This window comes from Pseudomonas sp. SL4(2022), assembly GCF_026625725.1.
GTDB lineage: Bacteria > Pseudomonadota > Gammaproteobacteria > Pseudomonadales > Pseudomonadaceae > Aquipseudomonas.
Genome location: NZ_CP113060.1, coordinates 174,687 through 195,987, shown reverse-complemented (window position 1 = coordinate 195,987; position 21,301 = coordinate 174,687). Strand labels below are relative to the sequence as shown.

The following is a 21,301-nucleotide window of genomic DNA, read 5'->3' as shown; positions in this document are numbered from 1 at the left end:
CCATGAGCCATTACCAGCATCCCAGCGCCATCGTCGATGACGGCGCACAAATTGGCGAAGGCTCGCGCGTCTGGCATTTCGTGCATGTCTGTGGCGGTGCACGTATTGGTCAGGGCGTGTCCCTGGGGCAGAACGTCTTCGTCGGCAACAAGGTCGTCATCGGTGACAACTGCAAGATCCAGAATAACGTCTCGGTCTATGACGGCGTCACTCTGGAGGAAGGCGTGTTCTGCGGTCCGAGTATGGTCTTCACCAACGTCTACAACCCGCGCTCGTTGATCGAGCGCAAGAGCGAGTATCGTGACACCTTTGTGAAGAAAGGCGCAACGCTCGGTGCCAATTGCACAATTGTCTGTGGTGTATCCATCGGCGAGTTCGCCTTTGTCGGTGCCGGCGCTGTAATTAACAATGATGTACCTGCTTATGCTCTGATGGTTGGCGTACCGGCGCGGCAGATTGGCTGGATGAGCGAGTTTGGCGAACAACTTGAGCTACCTCTCAAGGGAGACGGTAGTGCGCCTTGTATTCATACCGGTGCGTGTTACGTGCTGCGTGGCAATGTATTGAGCAAGGAGGAAGTGGCGTGATCGAGTTTATCGACCTCAAGGCTCAGCAGGCGCTGATAAAGGAAAAAATCGACGCTGGCATCCAGCGCGTGCTGGGGCACGGTCAATACATCCTCGGCCCGGAAGTCAGCGAGTTGGAAGAAAAGCTCGCGGCCTTTGTCGGTGCGAAATACTGCATCAGCGTAGCTAATGGCACTGATGCCCTGCAGATTGCTCAGATGGCGCTCGGCATCGGGCCCGGCGACGAGGTCATCACACCGGGCTTCACCTATATTGCCACCGCAGAGACCGTCGCTTTGCTCGGTGCCAAGCCGGTGTACGTGGATGTGGATCCGCGTACTTACAACCTCGATCCGGCGTTGCTCGAAGCCGCCATCACTCCGCGTACAAAGGCTATCATCCCGGTCTCGCTGTATGGCCAGTGCGCTGATTTCGATGTCATCAACGCCATTGCCGAGCGACACGGCATCCCGGTCATCGAGGACGCCGCGCAGAGCTTCGGTGCCACCTACAAGGGCAAGCGTTCGTGCAACCTGACAACCATCGCCTGCACCAGTTTCTTCCCCAGCAAGCCGTTGGGTTGTTATGGCGATGGCGGCGCGATCTTCACCAACGATGAAGAATTGGCCAAGGTTCTGCGCCAGATCGCCCGGCACGGGCAGGACCGCCGTTACCACCACATCCGTGTTGGCGTTAACAGTCGCCTAGATACACTGCAGGCCGCCATCCTGCTGCCCAAGCTGGAAATTTTCCCGCGCGAGCTGGAGCTGCGTGAGCAGGTTGCGCAGCGTTACTCGCATTTGCTGGGTGAGGCCGGCATCGCAGCACCCTTCATCGAAGACTACAACCGCAGCGCCTGGGCTCAATACACGGTGCAGGTCGAAGTGCGTGATCAGGTGCAGGAGCACCTCAAGGCCGCAGGCGTACCCACGGCCGTGCATTATCCCATTCCTCTCAACCGTCAGCCGGCGGTGAAGGATGACGGGGCAAGTCTGCAGGTAGGCGATGCGATTGCGCATAAGGTCATGAGTCTGCCGATGCACCCATATTTGATACCGGAACAGCAAGCTCATGTCGCTCATAAACTCAGAGTTGTCTATTTTGATATCCGGAAAGCGATTTAATATTTTAGTGAGGTCATCATGATGGTTGTTGAGAAGAAAGATGTTCAGTGTCTATATGGTCTGCCTAGCGAGATAAAATTTTGTGTGAAGTGCACTGTTTCTAATCAGCGGCCACGCATAACTTTTAATAAGGAAGGTGTGTGCTCTGCGTGTCAGTTTGCTGAGTTCAAGCGCACTAAGATTGATTGGAGTGCAAGAGAGAATGAGCTTAAAGAGTTGTGCGATAAGCACAGGAAGGGAAATGGTGAGTATGACGTTATCGTCCCGTGTAGTGGGGGTAAAGACGGTAGCTTTGTAGCGCATGTTCTAAAATACAAATACGGTATGAATCCCCTGACAGTAACATGGGCTCCTCTTCTTGCAACTGATATTGGTCGTAATAATCTTGATAGTTTTATCAGGGTTGGGGGGTTTGACAATGTTTTGGGTACGCCTAATGGCGTTGTAACTCGCAAGTTGACACGATTGTCCTTCCAGTATCTAGGTGATCCATTTCAACCATTTATCTATGGGCAGACTAACTACCCTATGCATGCTGCTATTAGGCATAACGTATCTCTGATTATGTACGGGGAGAATGGGGAGGTAGAGTATGGTGGAGATATGAAAAATGCTTTCCGCCCAACGCGTGATATTCAGGATCATGATAAACACTATTTTTCGGGTATGCCGCCATCTTTTTGGCTGAATCATGGAGTTTCTGAAGCGGATTTAAAGCCTTTTATGGCTCCTCGCTATGAAGATATTTTGGCCAACAAGACAGAAATACATTTTCTTGGATACTATCATTTTTGGGATCCGCAGGAGAATTTTTATTACTGTCAAGAGCATACTGGTTTTACCGCTAATGCGGAGCGCTCAGAAGGTACTTATTCCAAATATGCAAGCCTTGATGACCGCCTGGATGGGTATCACTATTATTTGGGTTTTGTAAAATTCGGTATCGGGCGTGCAACTTCTGATACGGCGCATGAGATACGTGACTCTAAAATTTCTCGGGAAGAGGGTGTTGCGCTGGTGCGTCGCTTTGATGGTGAATTTCCGCAAAAATATTACTCGGATTTTCTTTCTTATTGTGGAATTACTGATCAAGAATTTCATGCAGTAGTTGATAGTTGGCGCTCTGATCACATATGGAGTCTTACAGATGAAGGATGGGTATTGCGGAGCCCGATCTGGAACGAGGAAATTTAATGTCCCGGTTTCGGATTATTCCTCGTTTAGATATTAAGGGGACGAATCTCATCAAAAGCGTGCAGCTCGAGGGTTTACGGGTTGTAGGTAATCCACATGAGTTTGCTATGCGATATTACGAGCAAGGTGCCGATGAAATTATATATATGGATTCGGTGGCAAGTTTGTACGGTCGAAATAGTCTCGCTGATCTAGTGAGCGCAACTGCGAAGGATATCTTTATTCCATTGACTGTGGGGGGGTATAAGGACTGTTGAGGATGCGGCAACCCTGCTGAGGTGTGGTGCTGATAAGGTGGCGATTAACACTGCGGCGGTCGGTTCTCCCCAGCTTTTACGTGAATTAGCTTTGCGGTTTGGCTCTCAGGCGGTGGTGCTTTCGGTAGAGGCTAAGAGGGTGTCCGATGATAAGTGGGATGTTTTTACTGATAATGGCCGTGAGCGCACTGGTCTGGACGTTAAGGATTGGATTCTGCAGGCGCTTGAACTTGGTATTGGAGAAATTCTTCTCACGTCGATAGATCGAGAGGGAACACGTAAAGGCTTAGATATGCCGCTCCTAGAAATGGTTACCGCGATCTCGACTGTGCCGGTAATTGCCAGTGGTGGTGTTGGCTCAATGAGTGATATTGAACAGGCTTACTGCAAAGCGGGCGCAGATGCGGTGGCGTTGGCTGATATAATTCACTATAACCGATTCGAGCTGAAAGAAATTAAGCGTTTGGCTCTGTCTATGAAGCTTCCGGTGCGAGAATAATGAGGCTTGGTATTGTTGATTATGGCATGTGTAACATTCTCAATGTTGCTCGTGCGTTTGAGTTTTGTGGTGCTGCACCTGAAGTTTTGAGCTCTCCGCAACAGATTTTAGAGATGGATGCTGTTGTGCTTCCTGGGGTGGGTGCCTTTAATGGGGCAATGATTGAATTGCATCGGCGTGGGTTCGTTGAGGCGTTGCAGGCTTCAGTGGCTAACGGTCGCCCTCTGCTAGGAATATGTTTAGGTATGCAACTGCTGTTGGACAGAAGTGAGGAGTTTGTTGTTAGTGATGGACTTGGTTTCATCTCTGGAAGTGTCCAGCGTATTCCAAGTCAAGTAGAAAAGTCCTTCAAGGTTCCCCATACTGGTTGGGGCGAGTTGCAGGTGCGTCCCGCTGGTAATGTTGGATTGAATTTGGAAGGCAGTTTTTATTTTGTTCATTCCTACATGGCTGTGTTGGAAGATGATTCAAATTGTCTTGCATCATGTCAGTATGGTGAGATTGATATAGTGTCTGTGGTTAGAAGCGCTAATGTTACTGGATTTCAGTTTCACCCTGAAAAAAGTGGTGTGTCTGGGTTGGATTTAATAAAGTCATATATGGAAAGCATATGAAAGCTCTCGTTACTGGCGCTGATGGTTTTATCGGGTCTCACTTGGTCGAACTGCTGGTTCGAGAAGGTTATTCAGTCCGGGCGTTGTCGCAGTACAACTCCTTCAATAACTGGGGATGGCTGGAAGACATCGACTGCTTGGCGAAGATTGAGGTAGTCAGCGGTGATGTGCGCGACCCGCACTTCTGCAAGTACATAACTAAAGACATTGATTTGGTCTTTCACCTCGCTGCGTTGATCGCCATTCCCTATTCCTATGTAGCCCCTGACAGCTATGTGGATACCAACGTCAAGGGCACTCTGAACATTTGTCAGGCGGCCAAGGAAAACGGTGTCAAGCAGGTCATCCATACCTCAACCAGTGAAGTCTACGGTACTGCCCAGTATGTGCCGATCGATGAGAAGCATCCACTTCAGGCGCAATCGCCTTACAGCGCTTCAAAGATCGGTGCAGATGCCATGGCCATCAGCTTCTTCAACGCATTTGACCTGCCTGTGACCATCGCACGGCCGTTCAATACCTATGGACCGCGCCAGTCTGCTCGAGCGGTCATTCCTACTATCATCACGCAGATAGCTAGTGGTCAGAAGCAGATCAAACTAGGCGATGTATCTCCGACACGCGATTTCAATTACGTGGCAGACACCTGTCGTGGCTTCCTCGAACTGGCTCGCAGCGAGAAGGCAGTCGGCGAGACCGTGAACATTGGTTCTAACTTCGAGATATCTGTGGGCGATACGCTTAATCTCATCAAGGACATCATGGGCAGTGATGTAGAGTTTTTGACCGATGATCAACGTCTGCGTCCTGAAAAGTCTGAAGTGTTCCGGCTTTGGTGTGACAACACAAAGATAAATGGCATGACGGGTTTCAAGCCTGCATACAGCATCCGTGAGGGGTTGGAGAAAACCATCGAGTGGATGGTTCGCCCTAAAAACCTGAGCAAGTACAAGGCTGACATCTACAACGTCTGAGTGAGGCTCCATGTTTGATGCCCTAGTGCAGTTCGTGCGTGAGCAATACCGAACCCTGGAGTTCATCCCCTTACATGCTCCGGTTTTCCAAGGGCATGAGTCGGGATACGTTCAGGAAACCATCAGTTCGACTTTTGTTTCCAGTGTTGGTCCTTTCGTCGACCGCTTTGAGCGTGATACCGCTGCATACACCGGTGCAGTAAGGGCGGTAGCCACCGTAAACGGTACGGCCGCGTTGCACGCGGCTCTGCTGTTGGCGGGTACTGAGCGTGGAGACCTGGTAATTACCCAGGCACTGACGTTCGTCGCAACTTGCAATGCAATTGCGTATTGCGGGGCGGAACCGGTATTTGTTGACGTTGACCGATATACTTTGGGCCTGTCTCCGGTTGCCCTGCAGGCTTGGCTTGAGAGTAATGCTCGTCTCGACGACGATGGCACTTGCCGTGATAAATCCAGCGATCGCCGAATTGCTGCCTGCGTTCCCATGCACACATTTGGACACCCTGTTGATCTGGATGGACTGTTGGCTGTCTGTGGTCGCTGGAATCTGCCGATGGTGGAAGACGCAGCCGAAAGTCTTGGGAGCCTCTACCGAGGCAAGCATACCGGTGTCTTTGGACTGTTAGGCACCTTAAGCTTCAACGGCAACAAGATCATCACCACTGGCGGTGGCGGGATGATCCTGGCCAACGAAGAGCTGGGCATACGTGCCAAGCACCTCACCACTACCGCGAAGCGTCCGCATCCGTTCGAGTATGTCCACGATGAGCTGGGCTTCAATTACCGTCTGCCCAATCTCAATGCTGCGCTGGGGTGTGCCCAGCTTGAACAGTTAGAGTTGTTCATAGCCTCCAAGCGAGAGTTGGCTACGCGTTACGCTGATCACTTTGCAGATAGTGACTTCGAGTTCTTCCGTGAACCTGAGCATTGTCGCTCCAACTATTGGCTTAATGCTGTCATTTGTCCGGATCGCACACAGCGTGACGGCCTGCTTAATGCCAGCAACCAAGCAGGGGTCATGACTCGGCCTATCTGGCAACTGATGTGTGACCTGCCGATATATGCGCATTGTCGTCACGATGGTCTTGCCCAATCGCGCTGGCTTTCCGAGCGGATTGTCAACCTGCCGAGCAGTGTATTGCCGGAGCATCTTTCATGAAACGAAAGGTAGCGGTCTTCTCCGCTACGCGCGCGGAGTACGGACTGCTGTTCTGGCTGATGAAGGACATTCAGGCAAATCCAACGCTGGAGTTGCAGGTGTTAGTCAGTGGTATGCACTTGTCGCCTGAGTTTGGCGAGACTTGGAAAGGTATCATTAATGACGGCTTTATCATTGATGCCAAGGTGGAGATGCTGCTTTCATCCGACACGGCGGTTGGCGTAGCCAAATCCATGGGATTGGGCATACTCGGTTTTGCCGATGCGCTAGCTCGGTTGGCACCGGATATTTTGGTCGTTTTGGGCGACCGTTACGAGGCTCTTGCGGTAGTACAGACTGCCACGGTGATGTGTATTCCGGTGGCCCACTTACATGGTGGGGAAATCACCGAAGGTGCTTACGATGATGCATTCCGCCATGCCATCAGTAAACTGTCTTACCTGCATTTTGTTGCTGCAGAGCCTTACAGGCAGCGTGTGATCCAGTTGGGAGAAGCGCCCGAGCGGGTGTTTAATGTCGGGGCGTTCGGTTTGGATCATGTGTTGCGTACCCCCCGTATGGATCGGCAGGCGCTGGGCGAGAGTCTTGGCTTCGTTCTCGACAAACCGTTCTTCGTGGTGACCTATCACCCTGAAACCGCAGTGCAAAATGATGCCTCGCACGCTTTTCAGGAGCTGCTAAAAGCGCTGGATATGTTCCCTGACCATCAAGTCATACTCACCTATCCCAACGCGGATAATGGTGGCAGAGCTATCATCCCATTACTTGAAACTTATGCAGCAGGAAACCCTAAACGCGTGCTCGCAATACCTTCGCTGGGTTTTAAGCGATACCTCAGTGCTGTGGCCTTGTCGTCGGCGGTTGTCGGTAACTCCTCCAGTGGGATCATTGAAGTTCCTGCTTTCGGTGTTCCGAGTGTGAACATCGGCGTCAGGCAGCAGGGGCGTTTGGCTGCTGATTCTGTCTTGCACTGCAAAGCTCGCGCCGACTCGATCAGTGAAGCACTATTGATGGCTCTGGACAATGCATTCGCCGAGCGTTGCCGGCATACATACAACCCCTACGGGCAAGGCCGTGCTGCGGCTGATACTGTGGCTGTACTGGAGCGGTTCGTTGGCGCCACCCACAAAACTTTTCATGACCTGGTTTGAGCAATGAATTATTTCGAACGTGATAGTGTATACATCATTGCCGAGGCAGGTGTTAACCACAATGGCGACTATGATAAGGCAATGGCATTAGTCGAAGCTGCTGCCCAGGCCGGTGCCGATGCCGTCAAGTTTCAAACCTTCAATGCGCGTTTGTTGGCTTTATCCAGTGCACCGAAGGCTGCTTATCAGAAACGCACTACGGGCGAGGACGATAGCCAACTGGAAATGCTCCTCAAACTTGAGTTGCCACATGTCTGGCATTACCCACTACAGGCGCGTGCCCGCGAATTGGGGCTGGATTTCCTGTCTACCGCCTTCGACCATGAAAGTCTGGCATTTCTCGATCAGCTTAACCTTCCTGTCTACAAGATTCCTTCCGGTGAAATCACCAATGGCCCGCTGCTGTGGAGTATTGCACGGAGTGGGCGTCCAATGATTCTTTCTACCGGAATGGCAACGTTGGGAGAAATCGACCAGGCGCTGGCGGTCCTAGCCCATGGTCTGGAGTTTGAGACACCACCGCAAGGCCTCGAAGAAGTATGGCTTAATTGGACTCGCCCTGAGGCAAGATCGTGGGTGGCGACGCGAGTGGCCTTGCTGCATTGCACCTCGCAATACCCAGCGCGGCCAGCGGAGGTCAACTTGCGTGCCATGGATGTGTTGATGAACACGTTCGGGCTGCCTGTGGGTTATTCGGATCATACTGAGGGTGTCCTTGCGTCTGTCGCAGCAGTAGCCCGCAATGCCTCCATAGTGGAAAAACACTTTACCTTGGATCGCACTTTGCCGGGGCCGGATCATGCTGCATCACTGGTACCGGACGAGCTCAAGGAAATGGTTGATCAGATTCGACTCGTTGAGCAAATGATGGGGCTTGCTGCAAAAGTGCCCCAAGCGAGTGAATGGGATACCCGTAAGGCTGCCCGCCAAAGCTTGACCTTCGTGCGAGACGTATCTCAAAACCAGGTGATTGTGGCAGGTGATCTTGGCGCCGCCCGCCAGGGCTGTGGCACCTCACCAATGTGTGCCTGGGACTTCATTGGGAATCGAGCATCCCGAGATTTCAAAGCGGGGGACCCGGCGTGAGCAGCGAGAGACCTGTAGTTCTGATGGGCGCCGGTGGGCATGCGCGTGTGGTATTGGACGTTCTTCGACTACGCGGATATCAACTCCGGGGCGTTTGTGCGCCTGAGTTACCGGCAGGCAGTCAGTGGCACGGCGTAGATGTGCTTGGAGACGACGCGGTGCTTGACGAGTTGGGCTGTGATGATGTTTGGCTGGCGAATGGAGTAGGCCTTGCTCTGAAACGCATGGTTCGCCGGCGGATTCAAGAGGCATATTTAGCGCGCGGTTACTCTTGGTTGACACTGGAGCATCCGTCGAGTCTGTGTGCTTCGGATACCAGGCTGGCTTATGGCGTCCAGCTGATGGCCGGTGCCGTGGTACAGCCAGGCTGTCGGTTGGAAGCAGGTGTTGTGATCAATACGCGCGCGACAGTAGATCATGATTGTCAATTGGGCGAACATGTATTCGTCGGGCCGGGCGCAGTGCTTTGTGGCACCGTTAAGGTTGATCGTGGAGCCTTCATTGGTGCAGGTGCCATTATTTTACCGGGCATTCACCTAGGTGAGGATGCGATAATCGGGGCTGGCGCAGTCGTCATGCGCTCAGTCGAAGCAGGATGCACGGCCGTAGGAAATCCGGCCCGAACCGTTAAGTAGATTATGAAAAACTGGAAAGATATAGTCGTTTCGCCGGAGATTAGCCTGCGCGAAGCGATCAGGCGTATTGATGCTTCCGGCATTCAGATGGCCTTAGTGGCCGATGCCGACATGCGCCTTCGCGGCGTGTTAAGCGATGGTGATGTGCGCCGGTCCATCCTTAACGGTATCGACCTTGATGGGCCAGTTTTACGGGCTATGAATTCATATCCGAAAACCGGATCCGTCCACACGCCTCGCGCTGAAGTGCTGGCCATGATGCGCCGCTTTACGTTCCACCATCTGCCTTTGATCGATGACGATGGCCGTTTGGGTGGACTGGCTATGCTCGATGATTTTATGGGCGTGGTGGAGCGTGAAAATTGGGTGGTTTTGATGGTGGGTGGGCTGGGTTCGCGGTTGCGCCCCCTTACTGATGCCTGCCCAAAGCCGATGTTGCGTATCGGTGGCAAACCGATTCTGGAAAGTATTCTGGAAAGCTTTATGGAGCAGGGCTTTCGCCGCTTTTTCTTGTCGGTCAATTACATGGCCGAGGTGATCAAGGATTACTTTGGCGACGGGGCAAAATGGGGCGCGCGTATCGAATACCTGCATGAAACGGAGCGCCTGGGAACTGCAGGGGCCCTGTCCCTACTACCTGAGAAACCCGTGGCACCCCTAGTGGTGATGAATGGCGACCTTATTACCAAGGCCAACTTCGCGGCAATGCTTGAATTTCATGAGGAACATCAGGCAGCGGCCACAATGGCTGTGCGGGAGTATGATCTGCAGGTGCCATACGGCGTGGTTAAGGTTGATGGAGTAAGGATTGCGTCGATAGAGGAAAAACCGATTCATCGCTTCTTTGTCAACGGTGGCATTTACGTTCTTGGCCGCGATGTTCTTGATGTTATCCCGCCCAGCACCTTCTTCGACATGCCAAGCCTGTTTCAGGATCTCGCATCCAAGGGCTGCAAGGCAGCCGCATACCCGTTGCGAGAGTACTGGCTGGATATTGGCCGGCTGGAAGAGTACGAGCGTGCTCAAAGGGAGTGGAGTTAACCCGTGTATCAGGGTAAGCGCATCCTCGGTCTTATAACCGCCCGTGGCGGCTCTAAAGGCATACCACGCAAAAACCTTGTTCAGGTGGGAGATAAGCCGCTGATCGCGTGGACTATCGAGGCGGCTCGGAACTCGGAGTTGCTGGATCGCCTTGTGCTGTCTACCGATGACGAAGAAATCGCTGCGGTAGCACATGACTTTGGGTGTGAAGTTCCTTTTATGCGTCCGCCGGAGCTGGCGGCGGATGTGTCTGGTAGTGCGGAGGTGGTACTGGACTGCTTGAAGCGTTTACCAGGGTACGACTACCTAGTGCTGTTACAACCGACTTCTCCATTGCGCGCCGTTGAAGACATCGATGGCGCCATTCGCACCTGCCTCGACGGCGATGCGCCAGCATGTGTCTCCGTATGTGACGTCGAGGAAAGTCCGTTCTGGATGTACACGCTGGAACCGAATGGCAGTCTTAAGCCGATTTTGGCGAACCGCTATGCGCGACGGCAGGAACTGCCTCCGGTATATGTGCTCAATGGGGCAGTTTATATTGCGGATACCCACTGGTTTGCAACTAACCGGGGCTTCCTAGGGGATGGAACGGTAGCTTACGTCATGCCCCGTAGCCGCTCGCTAGACATAGATACGCCGGCCGATCTGCAAGCATTTCGTCAGCGACTGGATGCTAACGAGTGAGAAAGCAGCAAGGCTTGGGTGCTAGCGCCGCAATCTATTTCGCCAGCAATATCGCTAATGCCATGGTGCCCTTTGCGTTGCTACCGATACTCACAAGAGTTTTGGGTCCGCAGGAGTATGGCTATGTCACGCTCTTTACGATTTTCTGCGCATGCACTACGGCGATTATCGGTCTTGGCATTGGCGGTGCCTTTACTCGGCAGTACTACTATCTCGACAAGCAACAGTTCGGCGTTTTTGCCGGTACCAGCGTCTTGCTGATTGTATTAGTTACCGTGGCCGCCATTACATTGTTCCAGCCTATTGCGCTGTTTTATGGTGATTGGTTGCCGCTGCCTGTGTCGTGGATCAACCAAGCGATCCTTTCGGCGGGGGCACTGGCAGTATGCAATGCATGGCTGGCATGTACGCAAGTTCGTTCGCGGCCCTTGCATTATGGGTTATTCCAAGTATCCATGACCCTTCTTAATGTAGGTGTTTCGCTGCTGCTGGTCGTCTTACTTGACATGCGGGGCCTGGGGCGGGTGTTGGGGCAGACGTTTGCTTTCGCTGTCTTCGCCATGATCGCCGTATATAGCCTTTGGCGTAGCGGCTGGTTGGTGTTTCGCCTCGATCGCGGCTATTTACGCTGGCTGCTGCTGTTCGGTTTGCCGATCATTCCCCATTCAATTAGCGGCGTGATTATTTCTATGTCGGATCGAATGGTCATGGCTCATCTTGAAAGTGCCGCAGTTCTAGGTATCTACGCCGTTGCTGCTCAAGTAGCGATGATTATGGCCATTGCGGTGGACTCTTTGAATAAAGCATACGTACCTTGGCTGTATTCACGCCTGGCGTTGGATCAGGCATCGGTCCGATCGAGTTTAGTCGGATTTTCCTACCTGTATTTCGCGCTGGTGCTGCTGGCCGCAGTCGTCTTGTCTGTTCTAGTACCACCTTTCATTGTACTTCTTGCTGGTCCGGAGTACGCCGCGGCAAAAAATTATGTTCCTTGGCTACTATTCGCAGGGGCTTTTACGGGCATGTATTACATGGTCGGGTTGTACATCAACTACGCCGCCAAGAACAAATTCCTCTCATATGCATCCGGGGCGACGGCCATCTTCATGCCGGTCTCATGCTATGTACTGATCCAAGTAAACGGGCCTCTGGGTGCAGCACAAGGTGCATTGTTGGGGCAGGTCACTCTCTTTGTGCTTACTTGGTTTTTCTCCGCACGGGCTTACTCAATGCCATGGTTCGGTAAATGAAACGCAAGATTCTGATCCTGTCGGACAGCTTGGCGCTTGCTCGGGTGACCCCTGAATCTTTACTGCTGGAGGAATCGTGGGCATATCGTCTGCGTGAGCTAGCTGACGCTGAATGGGTACAGTGCTCCATAGGGGGCGCGACTTCCAGCGATCTGCTCGCGCAGGCGGAATATTGGCTGCATTCGGCGCGGAGTGCTGACTGGCTGATCATCCAGGCGGGCATCGTTGACTGGGCACCTCGGGCCTTCAGTCGCAACGAAGTCATCCCGCAAAAGGCGCTGGCATTGTTCACGCGTCTGTTTCCCTGGTTGGGGCGGGAGATATTCGAACGCCTGCGGCGCTGGCGTAGGATTTCCTATGTGGAACCGCAGCGATTTCGTCAAAATGTGCAGGCTTTTCGTCGACAAACCCAAAACCAGGGTACGCGCCTCCTCTGGATTCCCGTAATGGGGTCAAGCTCGTATGAAAAAATTCTACCCGGCATTACCGAAAAGATAGCTCAGGCGAACGGCATCCTTCGCGAAGAGCTAGGTAGCGCCTTGATGCAGATCAAGTTCGCAGATGAGCTGTTCATGAGCGACGGTCACCATTTTCGAGCAACCGGACATGAGCACTTGGCACAACAGATTTTTAAGCATATTAGCGAGGGGCGATAACAATGAAGTTCGCAATTATCGGGCTGGGCCGCATGGGCCGTCGGCATGTGCAGGTTGCTCTCAATTTGGGTTTTGAAGTCGTTGGTGTTTACGATCTGTCACAAGTGGCTATCGATGAGACTCTGAAGGAGTTTCCGGCGCTGGCCGACAAAGTTTTCAGCAGCGCAGAGGACCTTCTGGAACACTCGGGCGCGCAGTTACTGACCGTTTCCACCACCGCGCCGAGCCATGCCGTGTTCGTTTGCAAAGCTGCCGAAACTGGTTTTCGCTACATCCTCTGCGAAAAGCCACTGGCAGTTTCCTTAGCCGAGGCCGATGCCATGGTCGCTGCCTGCGCAAAGCACGGCGTTCAGCTGGCGGTAAACCACCAGATGCAGTTTATGGAACAGTACACAAAGATTCGGGAAATGATCGGCGGCGGTGAGTTTGGCCCACTGCGGAGCATTACCGTGCATGCTTCCAACTTCGGATTGGCGATGAACGCCGTGCATTACTTTGAGATGTTTCGCTATGTGACCGGTGAAACTCTCGCGAGTGTACAGTGCTGGATTGACAACGAGAAGGTTCCCAATCCGCGGGGGCCGGAGTATTCGGATTATTCTGGTCAGTTGCGCGGTCTCAGTGCAAGCGGTGTTCGTTTTAACCTGGAGGCCGGCGGTGATCTCGGCCACGGTATCCAGGTGATCTATGGCTGCCGCAATGGGCAGATCATTGTCGATGAGTTGGCAGGCTGCGTAAGGGCGATCCGTCGCAACGCGGAGTTTGCCGATCTGCCGACCACGCGCTATGGCATGCCAGTCGACGTTGAGAGCTTCTCGATAGCACCCGCCGATGTTCTGGAGCCTACGGCTTGTGTGTTGCGCGCGATGCTGGCTGGTGAACCTTTCCCTGATGGGCAAGTTGGCCGTCATGCGCTGGCGGTGCTGGTGGCTGCATACCTCTCCGGTGAAGCCGGTGCAGTGCTTACACCTGTCGATGATGCGCTACCGAAACAGAAAACCTTTAGTTGGGCATGATAATGAGCAAGAAATTAAAAGTAGCGATTGTCGGTGCTGGATACATGGCATCCGAGCATCTGAAGGCTTTTATGGCGATTAGCGATGCCGAGGTTGTTGGCATCACTTCCAGAGCCCGCGCACGAGCGGAGGAGTTGGTTGCCGACTTTCCGAACGTAGTCGTTTACGACAGTCTGGAAGAAATGTATCAGCACACCTTGGCCGATATTGTGGTGGTTACCGTCACCGAGCTGTACATGGCGGATATTGCCAAGCGCTGTTTCCAGTTTCCCTGGCTGGTTCTTCTCGAGAAACCCGCAGGTTACAACTTGGCTGATGCTGCCAGTATTCACGCAGCTGCCATGGAGCATCAGGCGCGCGTCTATGTCGCCCTGAATCGCCGTGCTTATTCGAGTACCCGCCAGGCCTTGCAGCGCCTTGTCTGCAATGGAGGTCCGCGCTTCATCAAGGTGCTCGATCAGCAGGACCAGTATGCGGCTTTGACCATCCATAAGAATCCACCGCTTATGGTTGAGAACTATATGTTCGCCAACTCGATTCACCTGATTGATTATTTCCGGGTATTGGGCCGTGGGGATGTCGTTTCTGTAGAAAACATTTGCCGCTGGGATCCGCAAAACCCAGGCGTGGTGCTGGCACTTGTGACATTTTCCAGTGGTGACAAGGGACTTTATGAGGGCATCTGGAACGGTCCTGGTCCCTGGGTCGTGACAGTCAATACTCCCCAGGAACGACTGGAAATGCGCCCTCTGGAACAGGTGTCCGTGCAGCTCTATGGCGAACGTCGAAGCGAGTCGCTGGATATCGATCCAGTTGATACCCAGTACAAGCCTGGTCTGCTATTCCAGGCGCAGCAGACGATCCGTGCTTGTCGGGGAGAGCCAGCCGAACTGGCAGATCTGGATGATGCCCTGAAGTCGATGGAACTGGTTGCCCGCATCTTCAACATGGGAGCCTGAACCTGTCGTGCTGACGGAAAAAGAAGTGGCACAGCAGCTTGCCGATGCGGAGGCATCCCAGAGTCTGTTCTCTTTTGCGCTCGGTGGAGTGTCTTTATGGAGGTTGCTGCGTGCAGCCGTTGGACATTCCTTGCAGGGGCTGGGCTTGCAGTCCCGGGGACATGGTGGTTGGTTTCAGCTTGCGAAGCGTGGTATGCGTTCGCTGCTGGGAGTCTGCCGCGCTCTGCTTGGCAGTCGCAGGCTGTATATCGTCAAGACATACAGCTCTGCATTGCGCACCCGGCGGCTTTACGGATACTCCGATGTTTATTTTGACGAGTTTCTAGAGCAGGTTCCAGGAGGCAGCAAATGGTCCTTTTGCAATAGTTCGGCCTTTGCAGCGCGCGAGCGACAAGCGAGTATCCGGATCGATCTGGACACCACCTTCATCCAAATCGCTGCAGCCGTTCTAGCCAAATTTTTCCCGTTTTACCGGTCCGCCAGCGAGTATGCGCAGTTGGCTTCAGCAGCAAACCGGGCCTTCGGTGATGGAACCCTAGAAAATAGACAGGTCCGAAGAGCCTACGCCAAATTTCGCTGGCAAGTTTGGTTCTATTCGTTGCTGCTCGAACGTTTGCAGCCGACGGCGATTTTTGTAGCTGATACCGGCGAATACGCGTTGATGCGTGCGGCGCAGTTGAAGGGCATCCGCTTTGTGGAGCTTCAACACGGTATCTTTTCACCGGATCATCCTGACGCCTTGCCTGCTGCGGCGCTGACTCAGGCTGGTGGGGACTTGTTGCTTCCGGATGTGCTCGCAGTTTATGGGCGGTACTGGCGAGATTGTCTGTCGACTAGCGCACTGTCAAACCTCGAACGGATCGTGCCTTGCGGTTGTGCCGCAATTGAGGAGTACCGGATCCTGCGTGCCGCGGTGCATGCCGGAGGCCTATCCGTACGTCCCCTGCGGGTATTGCTCACAGCGCAGGGCTTCGCGGTGTCTGAACTAGTGGGCTTCATTCAGGAGGTCCTGTTTCGTCTGATGCGACCGATCGAGCTCAATATCAAGCTGCATCCAATTTATGATGATGCGAAGTCGTATGCGATTCTGGCCAGCGATGAAAGGGTTCACATTCTGGATTCGGCTCATAGCACGCCCACACACCAGCTCATTGCTGAAAGCGACATCCATCTCAGTATTTCTTCAGCCTGTCACTACGACGCTTTGGCTCTTGGAGTACCAACGATCGTGCTCGGCTTACCCGGCCATGAGCTGATGCGGCCGTTGGTAGCCATGGGCGCTGCTCGGTTTGCAGATTTGCCAACCACACTGGCTGCTCAGCTTGAGGCGTTTGAGGCTGGGCCAAGCGGTGATGAGACAGAACTTTTCTGTACTCACGGCTTTGTCGAGAATCTCAGCCGTGCGGCCGGTTTCAGTAGTGCCAATGCCTCAAGTCAAGGATCCTGAAGGATGTTCAAGGCCATATCTGTCATCGACTATGGGTGCGGCAATCTTGCGTCCGTTGTCAACATGATCCAGCACGTGGGGGGCGAGGCGCGCATTATCCGTTCGCCCGCCGAGTTGGACAGCGCCGCTAAGCTCATTCTGCCGGGCGTGGGTGCATTCGATCACGGTATCGGCAGCTTGCGCAAAGGAGGCTGGATCAAGCCGCTGGAAGAAACCGTTCACTTGCGTCAGGTACCCATCATGGGCATCTGTTTGGGCATGCAGTTGCTTACGCTTGGTAGTGAGGAAGGCCAGGAGCCGGGGTTGGGCTGGGTCGATGCTCAGGCAAGACTCTTTCGGCCAAAGGACCCTCGCCTCAAAGTGCCGCACATGGGCTGGAACGAGGTAAGCCAAGCGCGTGCTGACGAGCTTTTGCCGGAGTCAACCACCCTGCGCCGTTTCTACTTTGTGCATGCCTACCGGGTCGAATGCGCTGACCCAGCTGATGTGCTGCTTGAATGCGAATACGGTGAGACTTTTGTAGCGGCCTTTCGCCGTGCGAACATTTGGGGCTTCCAGTTTCATCCGGAGAAGAGTCATCGATTCGGCATGGAACTCTTTCGCCACTTTCTGGAGGTATGAGGTGCTCAAGCATCGTGTGATACCGGCCCTGTTGTTGCGCGACGGTGGCCTGGTAAAAACCCAGAAGTTCGGCAAGCATAAATACATCGGCGATCCGATCAATGCCATTCGTATCTTCAATGAGAAGGAAGTGGATGAACTGGTATTGCTCGATATCGATGCAAGCCGGCAGGGTCGTGAGCCGGATTATGCGCTGATTGAGAGCATCGCTGCCGAATGCTTCATGCCACTTGGCTATGGCGGTGGAATATCTACTATTGAGCAAGCGCGGCGAATCTTCTCTTCTGGAGTGGAGAAGATTGTGCTGCAAACTATGGCATTGCAAAAGCCGGAACTGGTCACGGAGATCGCCCAGCGCTTCGGTAGCCAAAGTGTTGTCGTTTCCGTAGATGTCAAGCGCGACTGGCTTGGCCGTTATCGGCTTTGGTCGTCCTCTTCTCGCAAAACGCTGTCTACTGACTGGTTGAGTGCGCTCCGATCGATTGTTGCTGCCGGAGCTGGCGAGGTCCTGCTGAATTCTGTGGATCGTGACGGAATGCAGCAGGGGTATGATCTGCGTTTGATCAAGACAGCTGCCGATGCAGTTGGTGTGCCGCTGATCGCCTTGGGCGGCGCCGCAGATTTGGAGCATTTAGCCAGTGCGATTGAAGCCGGCGCTTCAGCGGTGGCCGCCGGTAGTCTGTTCGTGTTGCAGGGGCCACATCGTGCAGTACTCATCAGCTATCCCAATTATTCAGAACTCGAGTCGCTTTTCAGAGGTAAAGATGTTTCCTAAAGAGCACAGGATTTGTTCGCGGTGCGTGATGGACGACAGCGCATCCGAAATAACTTTCGACGACGCGGGTGTTTGCAACTACTGCACGTACTTCCAGCAACGTGTAAATAGCGTGGTCTTCGCCCCTGAACTCGAGCGTGCCGAACAGCGCAAGGATTTTTTGGCGAAGGTGAAGACTGCCGGAAAGGGCAAGAAGTATGACTGTATCATCGGTCTCTCCGGTGGTGTGGACAGTTCCTATGTGCTGCATTTGGCCCTGAGCGAAGGCTTGCGTCCGCTTGCTGTTCATATGGATAACAATTGGAATTCTGAGCTTGCGGTTAACAATATCAAGAATCTGGTGACTAACCTGGGCGTCGATCTGTACACCCATGTCATCGATTGGCCTGAATACAAAGGGTTGATGCAGGCCTTCTTTGATGCTGATGTGATCGACGTTGAACTGCTCTATGACAACGCGATGCTGGCGGTGAACTATGAGCAGGCGCGGCGCTACGGTATTAAGTACATTCTTTCGGGAAGCAATTCCGCGACAGAAGGAATGCCGATGCCGGAGGGCTGGAACTGGCGCAAATGGGATAAGCGCAACATCAAGGCAATTGCTCGGCTCAATTCGGTGAAAATCAGATCCTTCCCGATAATGGGCACGTTCGGTTATGTATATAACCGCGTCTTGCGTGGAATTCACTGGGCGTCATTTCTCGATCTCTACGACTACCAGAAAGAAGCGGCGCTCGAGTTGCTTGAACAGAAGTATGCGTATAAGCGTTATCCCTATAAGCACTATGAGTCTGTGTTCACTCGTTTTTATCAGGGCTACATCCTTCCCAATAAATTTGATGTGGATAAACGCAAGTTGCATTTGTCGACACTTGTGATGAGCGGGCAGATGACTCGTGAGCAGGCGGTCTCGCACCTTCAAGATTCGCCTTATGCCACACCTGGGGAGCTTGACCGAGACCGCAAGTATTTCCTGAAGAAGATGGGGTGGTCCGAGAGTCAGCTCGAGGATTACCTGCGTCGCCCAGCTAAGCCGCACGATACATACCCAAGTGAGCGCTTCGCTTGGGATTTGATTCGAAAGATCTATCAGATGAAGCGCGCCACTTAAGCTCAGTTTGACAGGGACCACAGTAAGGGGTCTTCCCATTTGAATATTCTGTTTCTGCATCCTGCTGCTGCATTCGGTGGTGCATCCAAAAGCCTTATCGAGCTCTATATGGTGCTACATGCGGGGGGGGTTCGAGGTACTGTTCTCACTCCTGCCGGAGCCGTTTGCCAGTCATTCGAAAAGGCGGGCATGCGAGTTTGTTCTGTCAAGGGGCTTAGCCAGTTCGACAATACCCGCTATGGCTACTATCGCAAGGTTCGCTGGCTGATTCTGCTGCGTGAGCTCTTCTTGCTGCCGTTCGCACTTGCCGGACTTTGGCGCTTGCGCCGCGAGCCTTTCGACCTAGTCCACATCAACGAGATCACGCTTCTGCCGTTGGGGATCCTTGCGAAGTGGTTGCTGCGTGTGCCGATGGTGGTACATGTTCGCTCGCTTCAGCGTAAGCCGGGCTCTGGCATGCGTACTCGCTGGGTAAATGCGTTACTTCGGCGATATGCCGATGCGGTGGTTGCGATTGATTACACCGTGGCTGCCACGCTGGAGGCGGATCTGCCACTGAGGATCATCCATAACGGGCTCGATGTAGCTGGCCAGTCAGTTGATTTTGGCTCTGCTCTCAACGGTGGGCCTGTCAAGGTTGGGTTTTTAGGAGTGCTGATTCCTCTCAAGGGTATTTTCGAATTGGTAGAGGCGATGCATCTACTTAAGTTGCGAGGCATTAATATCGAGTGTTTGATCGCGGGCGAAAATGCACGACGGCTTTCTGGCGTAAAAGCGTGGCTGTTAGGAAAGTTTGGATTTGCAAGAGACGTACAAACTGAAATTGAGGCGTTGATCCAGCGTGACAATTTACAGGCGCATGTTAAGTTACTTGGTTTTGTTAGCGACGTTCGAGAGCTCTATCCGCAGCTAGACATCCTTTGCTTCCCTTCACACCTAGATGCGGCAGGCCGCCCTGTTTTTGAAGCTGCTTTCTATGGAGTTCCGAGTGTTGTGGCAATAGCAAACCCAGTACCAGACGCCATTTTGCATGAGGTCACAGGTTTGGCTATTCCGGAATCGAAGCCTGTATTAATTGCTGATGCCTTACAGCGTTTGGTGGAGGATCCAGTTTTGCGTCGTCAACTTGGCAAACAAGCAAAAACTTGGGCAGAGAAAACATTTTCGATAAATGTTAATGCGAGTCATATGCTCGATCTATATAAGATCTTAGTGTCTTCTGAGCAGGCTTTCTGAGTTATGCGTATTCTCGTGCTATCCCAGTATTTTTGGCCAGAAAACTTTATCATTAATGATATTGTTCAGACATTAAGTGAGCAAGGACATAGCGTTGTAGTTGCAACAGGAAAACCTAATTATCCTGATGGCGAAGTTTATGATGGGTATCGTGCGGGTGGGACCTTGCGCGAGCTTTATCAGAATGATATCGATGTGGTTCGTGTACCGCTATGGCCTAGAGGGCAAGGTGGTAGTGTAAACTTGATTATCAATTATCTATCTTTTGTGATGTCGGGTTTATTTTACTTGCCTTGGATGTTGAAAGGGCGCAGGTTTGACGCGATTCTAGTGTTTGCTCCTTCGCCGATCACTCAGGCCATACCTGCTATCCTCCTTAAATGGCTAAAAAAAGCTAAGTTGGTATTGTGGGTGCAGGATCTATGGCCGGAAAGCCTGTCTGCAACGGGTTTCATAAAAAAACCATATTTGCTCAATATAGTAGGTTGTATTGTACGGGTTATCTATTTTTGTTGTGATAAGCTTTTAGTACAGTCGCGTGCTTTTGTTGAACCTATGTTGCGATATGCCTGTCGTGATAAGATTTTTTATTATCCTAATTCTATACGTGTCAGTGAAAGTAAGGCTGATATTACAATACCGCAAGATTTGAGTGAACTGCTTGAGCAATACTTTTGTGTAGTATTTGCAGGTAATCTCGGAACTGCGCAGGCGCTGGATACCGTAATTCAGGCTGCACGACTGTTACGTGATGATGCGGAAATTCGGTTGGTTTTGGTTGGTAGCGGTAGTCGTTTGTCATGGCTCAAGGCTCAGTGTAAGGAGCTGGGTTTGAGTAATTTGGTGCTGCCAGGGCGTTTTCCTCTGGAGCTGATGCCTGCGATATTTGAGCGTTCCTCTGCGCTGCTTGTTTCGCTTAATGATGAAGAGATATTTGCTCAGACAATACCTAGCAAAATTCAGGCATATTTAGCTGCAGGGCGACCAATTATCGCAAGTATCAATGGTGAGGGTGCTCGAGTTGTTCTTGAGGCCGGTGCTGGGCTTGTCTCGGCGGCAGAGCAAGTTATGCCATTAGTGGATAATATTCGTTGCTTAAAGAGGCTTGATTCTGTTGAGCGTAATGCTTTAGGGAAGTCTGGAAAAGAGTATTTCTATAAGAATTTTGAAATGGGTGTTCGAGTGAAAGATCTTGTTCAGATATTAGCTGATTAATATCTGTGTTGTTGAGTTTTAATTT

At 52.5% G+C, this 21,301-nt stretch carries 21 protein-coding genes and 1 pseudogene; all 22 read left to right on the top strand.

Annotated elements, in window-relative coordinates; all coding sequences use genetic code 11:
• Positions 1-2: 2 nt before the first annotated feature.
• The 22 genes and pseudogenes from wbpD (at position 3) to OU997_RS00885 (ending at position 21,276) form a co-directional block, all read left to right on the top strand.
• Positions 3-587, top strand: coding sequence for a UDP-2-acetamido-3-amino-2,3-dideoxy-D-glucuronate N-acetyltransferase (gene wbpD / locus OU997_RS00985; RefSeq protein ID WP_267808595.1), 585 nt, complete (start codon positions 3-5; stop codon positions 585-587).
• Positions 584-1,690 (top strand): DegT/DnrJ/EryC1/StrS family aminotransferase, encoded by a 1,107-nt coding sequence (locus OU997_RS00980; protein WP_267808594.1) that lies wholly within the window; start codon positions 584-586, stop codon positions 1,688-1,690. Before wbpD ends, OU997_RS00980 begins: the two co-directional genes overlap by 4 nt.
• A gap of 18 nt (positions 1,691-1,708) precedes the next feature.
• Complete coding sequence (locus OU997_RS00975) at positions 1,709-2,884, top strand: N-acetyl sugar amidotransferase (protein ID WP_267808592.1); 1,176 nt, start codon at positions 1,709-1,711, stop codon at positions 2,882-2,884.
• Positions 2,845-3,640, top strand: a pseudogene (hisF, locus tag OU997_RS20910) (imidazole glycerol phosphate synthase subunit HisF). The gene OU997_RS00975 and the pseudogene hisF overlap by 40 nt, the downstream one beginning before the upstream one ends.
• Positions 3,640-4,254: an imidazole glycerol phosphate synthase subunit HisH gene (gene hisH / locus OU997_RS00965; protein WP_267808589.1), complete on the top strand. Its 615-nt coding sequence runs from the start codon at positions 3,640-3,642 to the stop codon at positions 4,252-4,254. Before hisF ends, hisH (OU997_RS00965) begins: the two are co-directional and overlap by 1 nt.
• Positions 4,251-5,228, top strand: a complete 978-nt coding sequence (locus tag OU997_RS00960; protein ID WP_267808587.1) for an NAD-dependent 4,6-dehydratase LegB — start codon at positions 4,251-4,253, stop codon at positions 5,226-5,228. The genes hisH (OU997_RS00965) and OU997_RS00960 overlap by 4 nt, the downstream gene beginning before the upstream one ends.
• A 10-nt stretch (positions 5,229-5,238) precedes the next feature.
• On the top strand, positions 5,239-6,390 hold the full coding sequence (locus OU997_RS00955; protein WP_267808585.1) for a LegC family aminotransferase: 1,152 nt from the start codon (positions 5,239-5,241) through the stop codon (positions 6,388-6,390).
• Positions 6,387-7,541: a UDP-N-acetylglucosamine 2-epimerase gene (gene neuC / locus OU997_RS00950; RefSeq protein WP_267808583.1), complete on the top strand. Its 1,155-nt coding sequence runs from the start codon at positions 6,387-6,389 to the stop codon at positions 7,539-7,541. Before OU997_RS00955 ends, neuC begins: the two co-directional genes overlap by 4 nt.
• A 3-nt stretch (positions 7,542-7,544) precedes the next feature.
• The gene (neuB, locus tag OU997_RS00945; protein WP_267808582.1) at positions 7,545-8,627 is read left to right on the top strand and encodes an N-acetylneuraminate synthase; all 1,083 of its coding nucleotides are present in this window, start codon (positions 7,545-7,547) and stop codon (positions 8,625-8,627) included.
• Positions 8,628-8,650: 23 nt separating this feature from the next.
• Positions 8,651-9,262: an acetyltransferase gene (locus OU997_RS20905; protein ID WP_420713267.1), complete on the top strand. Its 612-nt coding sequence runs from the start codon at positions 8,651-8,653 to the stop codon at positions 9,260-9,262.
• A 3-nt stretch (positions 9,263-9,265) separates the two neighbouring features.
• Positions 9,266-10,303 carry a nucleotidyltransferase family protein gene (locus OU997_RS00940; protein ID WP_267808580.1) on the top strand — a complete coding sequence of 346 codons (1,038 nt, stop codon included), beginning with the start codon at positions 9,266-9,268 and terminating at the stop codon, positions 10,301-10,303.
• A gap of 3 nt (positions 10,304-10,306) precedes the next feature.
• Positions 10,307-10,990, top strand: a complete 684-nt coding sequence (locus tag OU997_RS00935) for a cytidylyltransferase domain-containing protein (protein ID WP_267808579.1) — start codon at positions 10,307-10,309, stop codon at positions 10,988-10,990.
• Positions 10,987-12,240, top strand: coding sequence for a lipopolysaccharide biosynthesis protein (locus OU997_RS00930; RefSeq protein ID WP_267808577.1), 1,254 nt, complete (start codon positions 10,987-10,989; stop codon positions 12,238-12,240). The genes OU997_RS00935 and OU997_RS00930 overlap by 4 nt, the downstream gene beginning before the upstream one ends.
• Positions 12,237-12,896 (top strand): SGNH/GDSL hydrolase family protein, encoded by a 660-nt coding sequence (locus tag OU997_RS00925; RefSeq protein ID WP_267808576.1) that lies wholly within the window; start codon positions 12,237-12,239, stop codon positions 12,894-12,896. Before OU997_RS00930 ends, OU997_RS00925 begins: the two co-directional genes overlap by 4 nt.
• A 2-nt stretch (positions 12,897-12,898) precedes the next feature.
• Entirely contained in the window at positions 12,899-13,912 is a 1,014-nt protein-coding gene (locus OU997_RS00920) for a Gfo/Idh/MocA family protein (RefSeq protein ID WP_267808575.1), read from the top strand.
• Positions 13,913-13,914: 2 nt separating this feature from the next.
• Positions 13,915-14,871 (top strand): Gfo/Idh/MocA family protein, encoded by a 957-nt coding sequence (locus OU997_RS00915; protein ID WP_267808574.1) that lies wholly within the window; start codon positions 13,915-13,917, stop codon positions 14,869-14,871.
• Positions 14,872-14,878: 7 nt separating this feature from the next.
• Positions 14,879-16,318, top strand: coding sequence for a hypothetical protein (locus OU997_RS00910; RefSeq protein ID WP_267808573.1), 1,440 nt, complete (start codon positions 14,879-14,881; stop codon positions 16,316-16,318).
• Between the two features lie 3 nt (positions 16,319-16,321).
• Complete coding sequence (hisH, locus tag OU997_RS00905; RefSeq protein ID WP_267808572.1) at positions 16,322-16,939, top strand: imidazole glycerol phosphate synthase subunit HisH; 618 nt, start codon at positions 16,322-16,324, stop codon at positions 16,937-16,939.
• 1 nt (position 16,940) lies between these two features.
• Complete coding sequence (locus OU997_RS00900) at positions 16,941-17,714, top strand: AglZ/HisF2 family acetamidino modification protein (RefSeq protein WP_267808571.1); 774 nt, start codon at positions 16,941-16,943, stop codon at positions 17,712-17,714.
• A complete protein-coding gene (locus OU997_RS00895; RefSeq protein ID WP_267808570.1) occupies positions 17,704-18,825 on the top strand; it encodes an N-acetyl sugar amidotransferase in 1,122 nt (373 codons plus the stop codon). Before OU997_RS00900 ends, OU997_RS00895 begins: the two co-directional genes overlap by 11 nt.
• Before the next feature lie 39 nt (positions 18,826-18,864).
• Positions 18,865-20,061 carry a glycosyltransferase family 4 protein gene (locus OU997_RS00890; protein ID WP_267808569.1) on the top strand — a complete coding sequence of 399 codons (1,197 nt, stop codon included), beginning with the start codon at positions 18,865-18,867 and terminating at the stop codon, positions 20,059-20,061.
• Between the two features lie 3 nt (positions 20,062-20,064).
• Positions 20,065-21,276, top strand: a complete 1,212-nt coding sequence (locus OU997_RS00885) for a glycosyltransferase family 4 protein (RefSeq protein WP_267808568.1) — start codon at positions 20,065-20,067, stop codon at positions 21,274-21,276.
• Positions 21,277-21,301: the final 25 nt, after the last annotated feature.

Bases quoted from the DNA above. Each gene is read 5' to 3' on its own strand.
- wbpD (WP_267808595.1), top strand. From the start codon at position 3: ATGAGCCATTACCAGCATCCCAGCGCCATCGTCGATGACGGCGCACAA.
- OU997_RS00975 (WP_267808592.1), top strand. From the start codon at position 1,709: ATGATGGTTGTTGAGAAGAAAGATGTTCAGTGTCTATATGGTCTGCCT.
- hisH (WP_267808589.1), top strand. From the start codon at position 3,640: ATGAGGCTTGGTATTGTTGATTATGGCATGTGTAACATTCTCAATGTT.
- OU997_RS00960 (WP_267808587.1), top strand. From the start codon at position 4,251: ATGAAAGCTCTCGTTACTGGCGCTGATGGTTTTATCGGGTCTCACTTG.
- OU997_RS00955 (WP_267808585.1), top strand. From the start codon at position 5,239: ATGTTTGATGCCCTAGTGCAGTTCGTGCGTGAGCAATACCGAACCCTG.
- neuC (WP_267808583.1), top strand. From the start codon at position 6,387: ATGAAACGAAAGGTAGCGGTCTTCTCCGCTACGCGCGCGGAGTACGGA.
- neuB (WP_267808582.1), top strand. From the start codon at position 7,545: ATGAATTATTTCGAACGTGATAGTGTATACATCATTGCCGAGGCAGGT.
- OU997_RS20905 (WP_420713267.1), top strand. From the start codon at position 8,651: ATGGGCGCCGGTGGGCATGCGCGTGTGGTATTGGACGTTCTTCGACTA.
- OU997_RS00940 (WP_267808580.1), top strand. From the start codon at position 9,266: ATGAAAAACTGGAAAGATATAGTCGTTTCGCCGGAGATTAGCCTGCGC.
- OU997_RS00925 (WP_267808576.1), top strand. From the start codon at position 12,237: ATGAAACGCAAGATTCTGATCCTGTCGGACAGCTTGGCGCTTGCTCGG.
- OU997_RS00920 (WP_267808575.1), top strand. From the start codon at position 12,899: ATGAAGTTCGCAATTATCGGGCTGGGCCGCATGGGCCGTCGGCATGTG.
- OU997_RS00915 (WP_267808574.1), top strand. From the start codon at position 13,915: ATGAGCAAGAAATTAAAAGTAGCGATTGTCGGTGCTGGATACATGGCA.
- hisH (WP_267808572.1), top strand. From the start codon at position 16,322: ATGTTCAAGGCCATATCTGTCATCGACTATGGGTGCGGCAATCTTGCG.
- OU997_RS00895 (WP_267808570.1), top strand. From the start codon at position 17,704: ATGTTTCCTAAAGAGCACAGGATTTGTTCGCGGTGCGTGATGGACGAC.
- OU997_RS00885 (WP_267808568.1), top strand. From the start codon at position 20,065: ATGCGTATTCTCGTGCTATCCCAGTATTTTTGGCCAGAAAACTTTATC.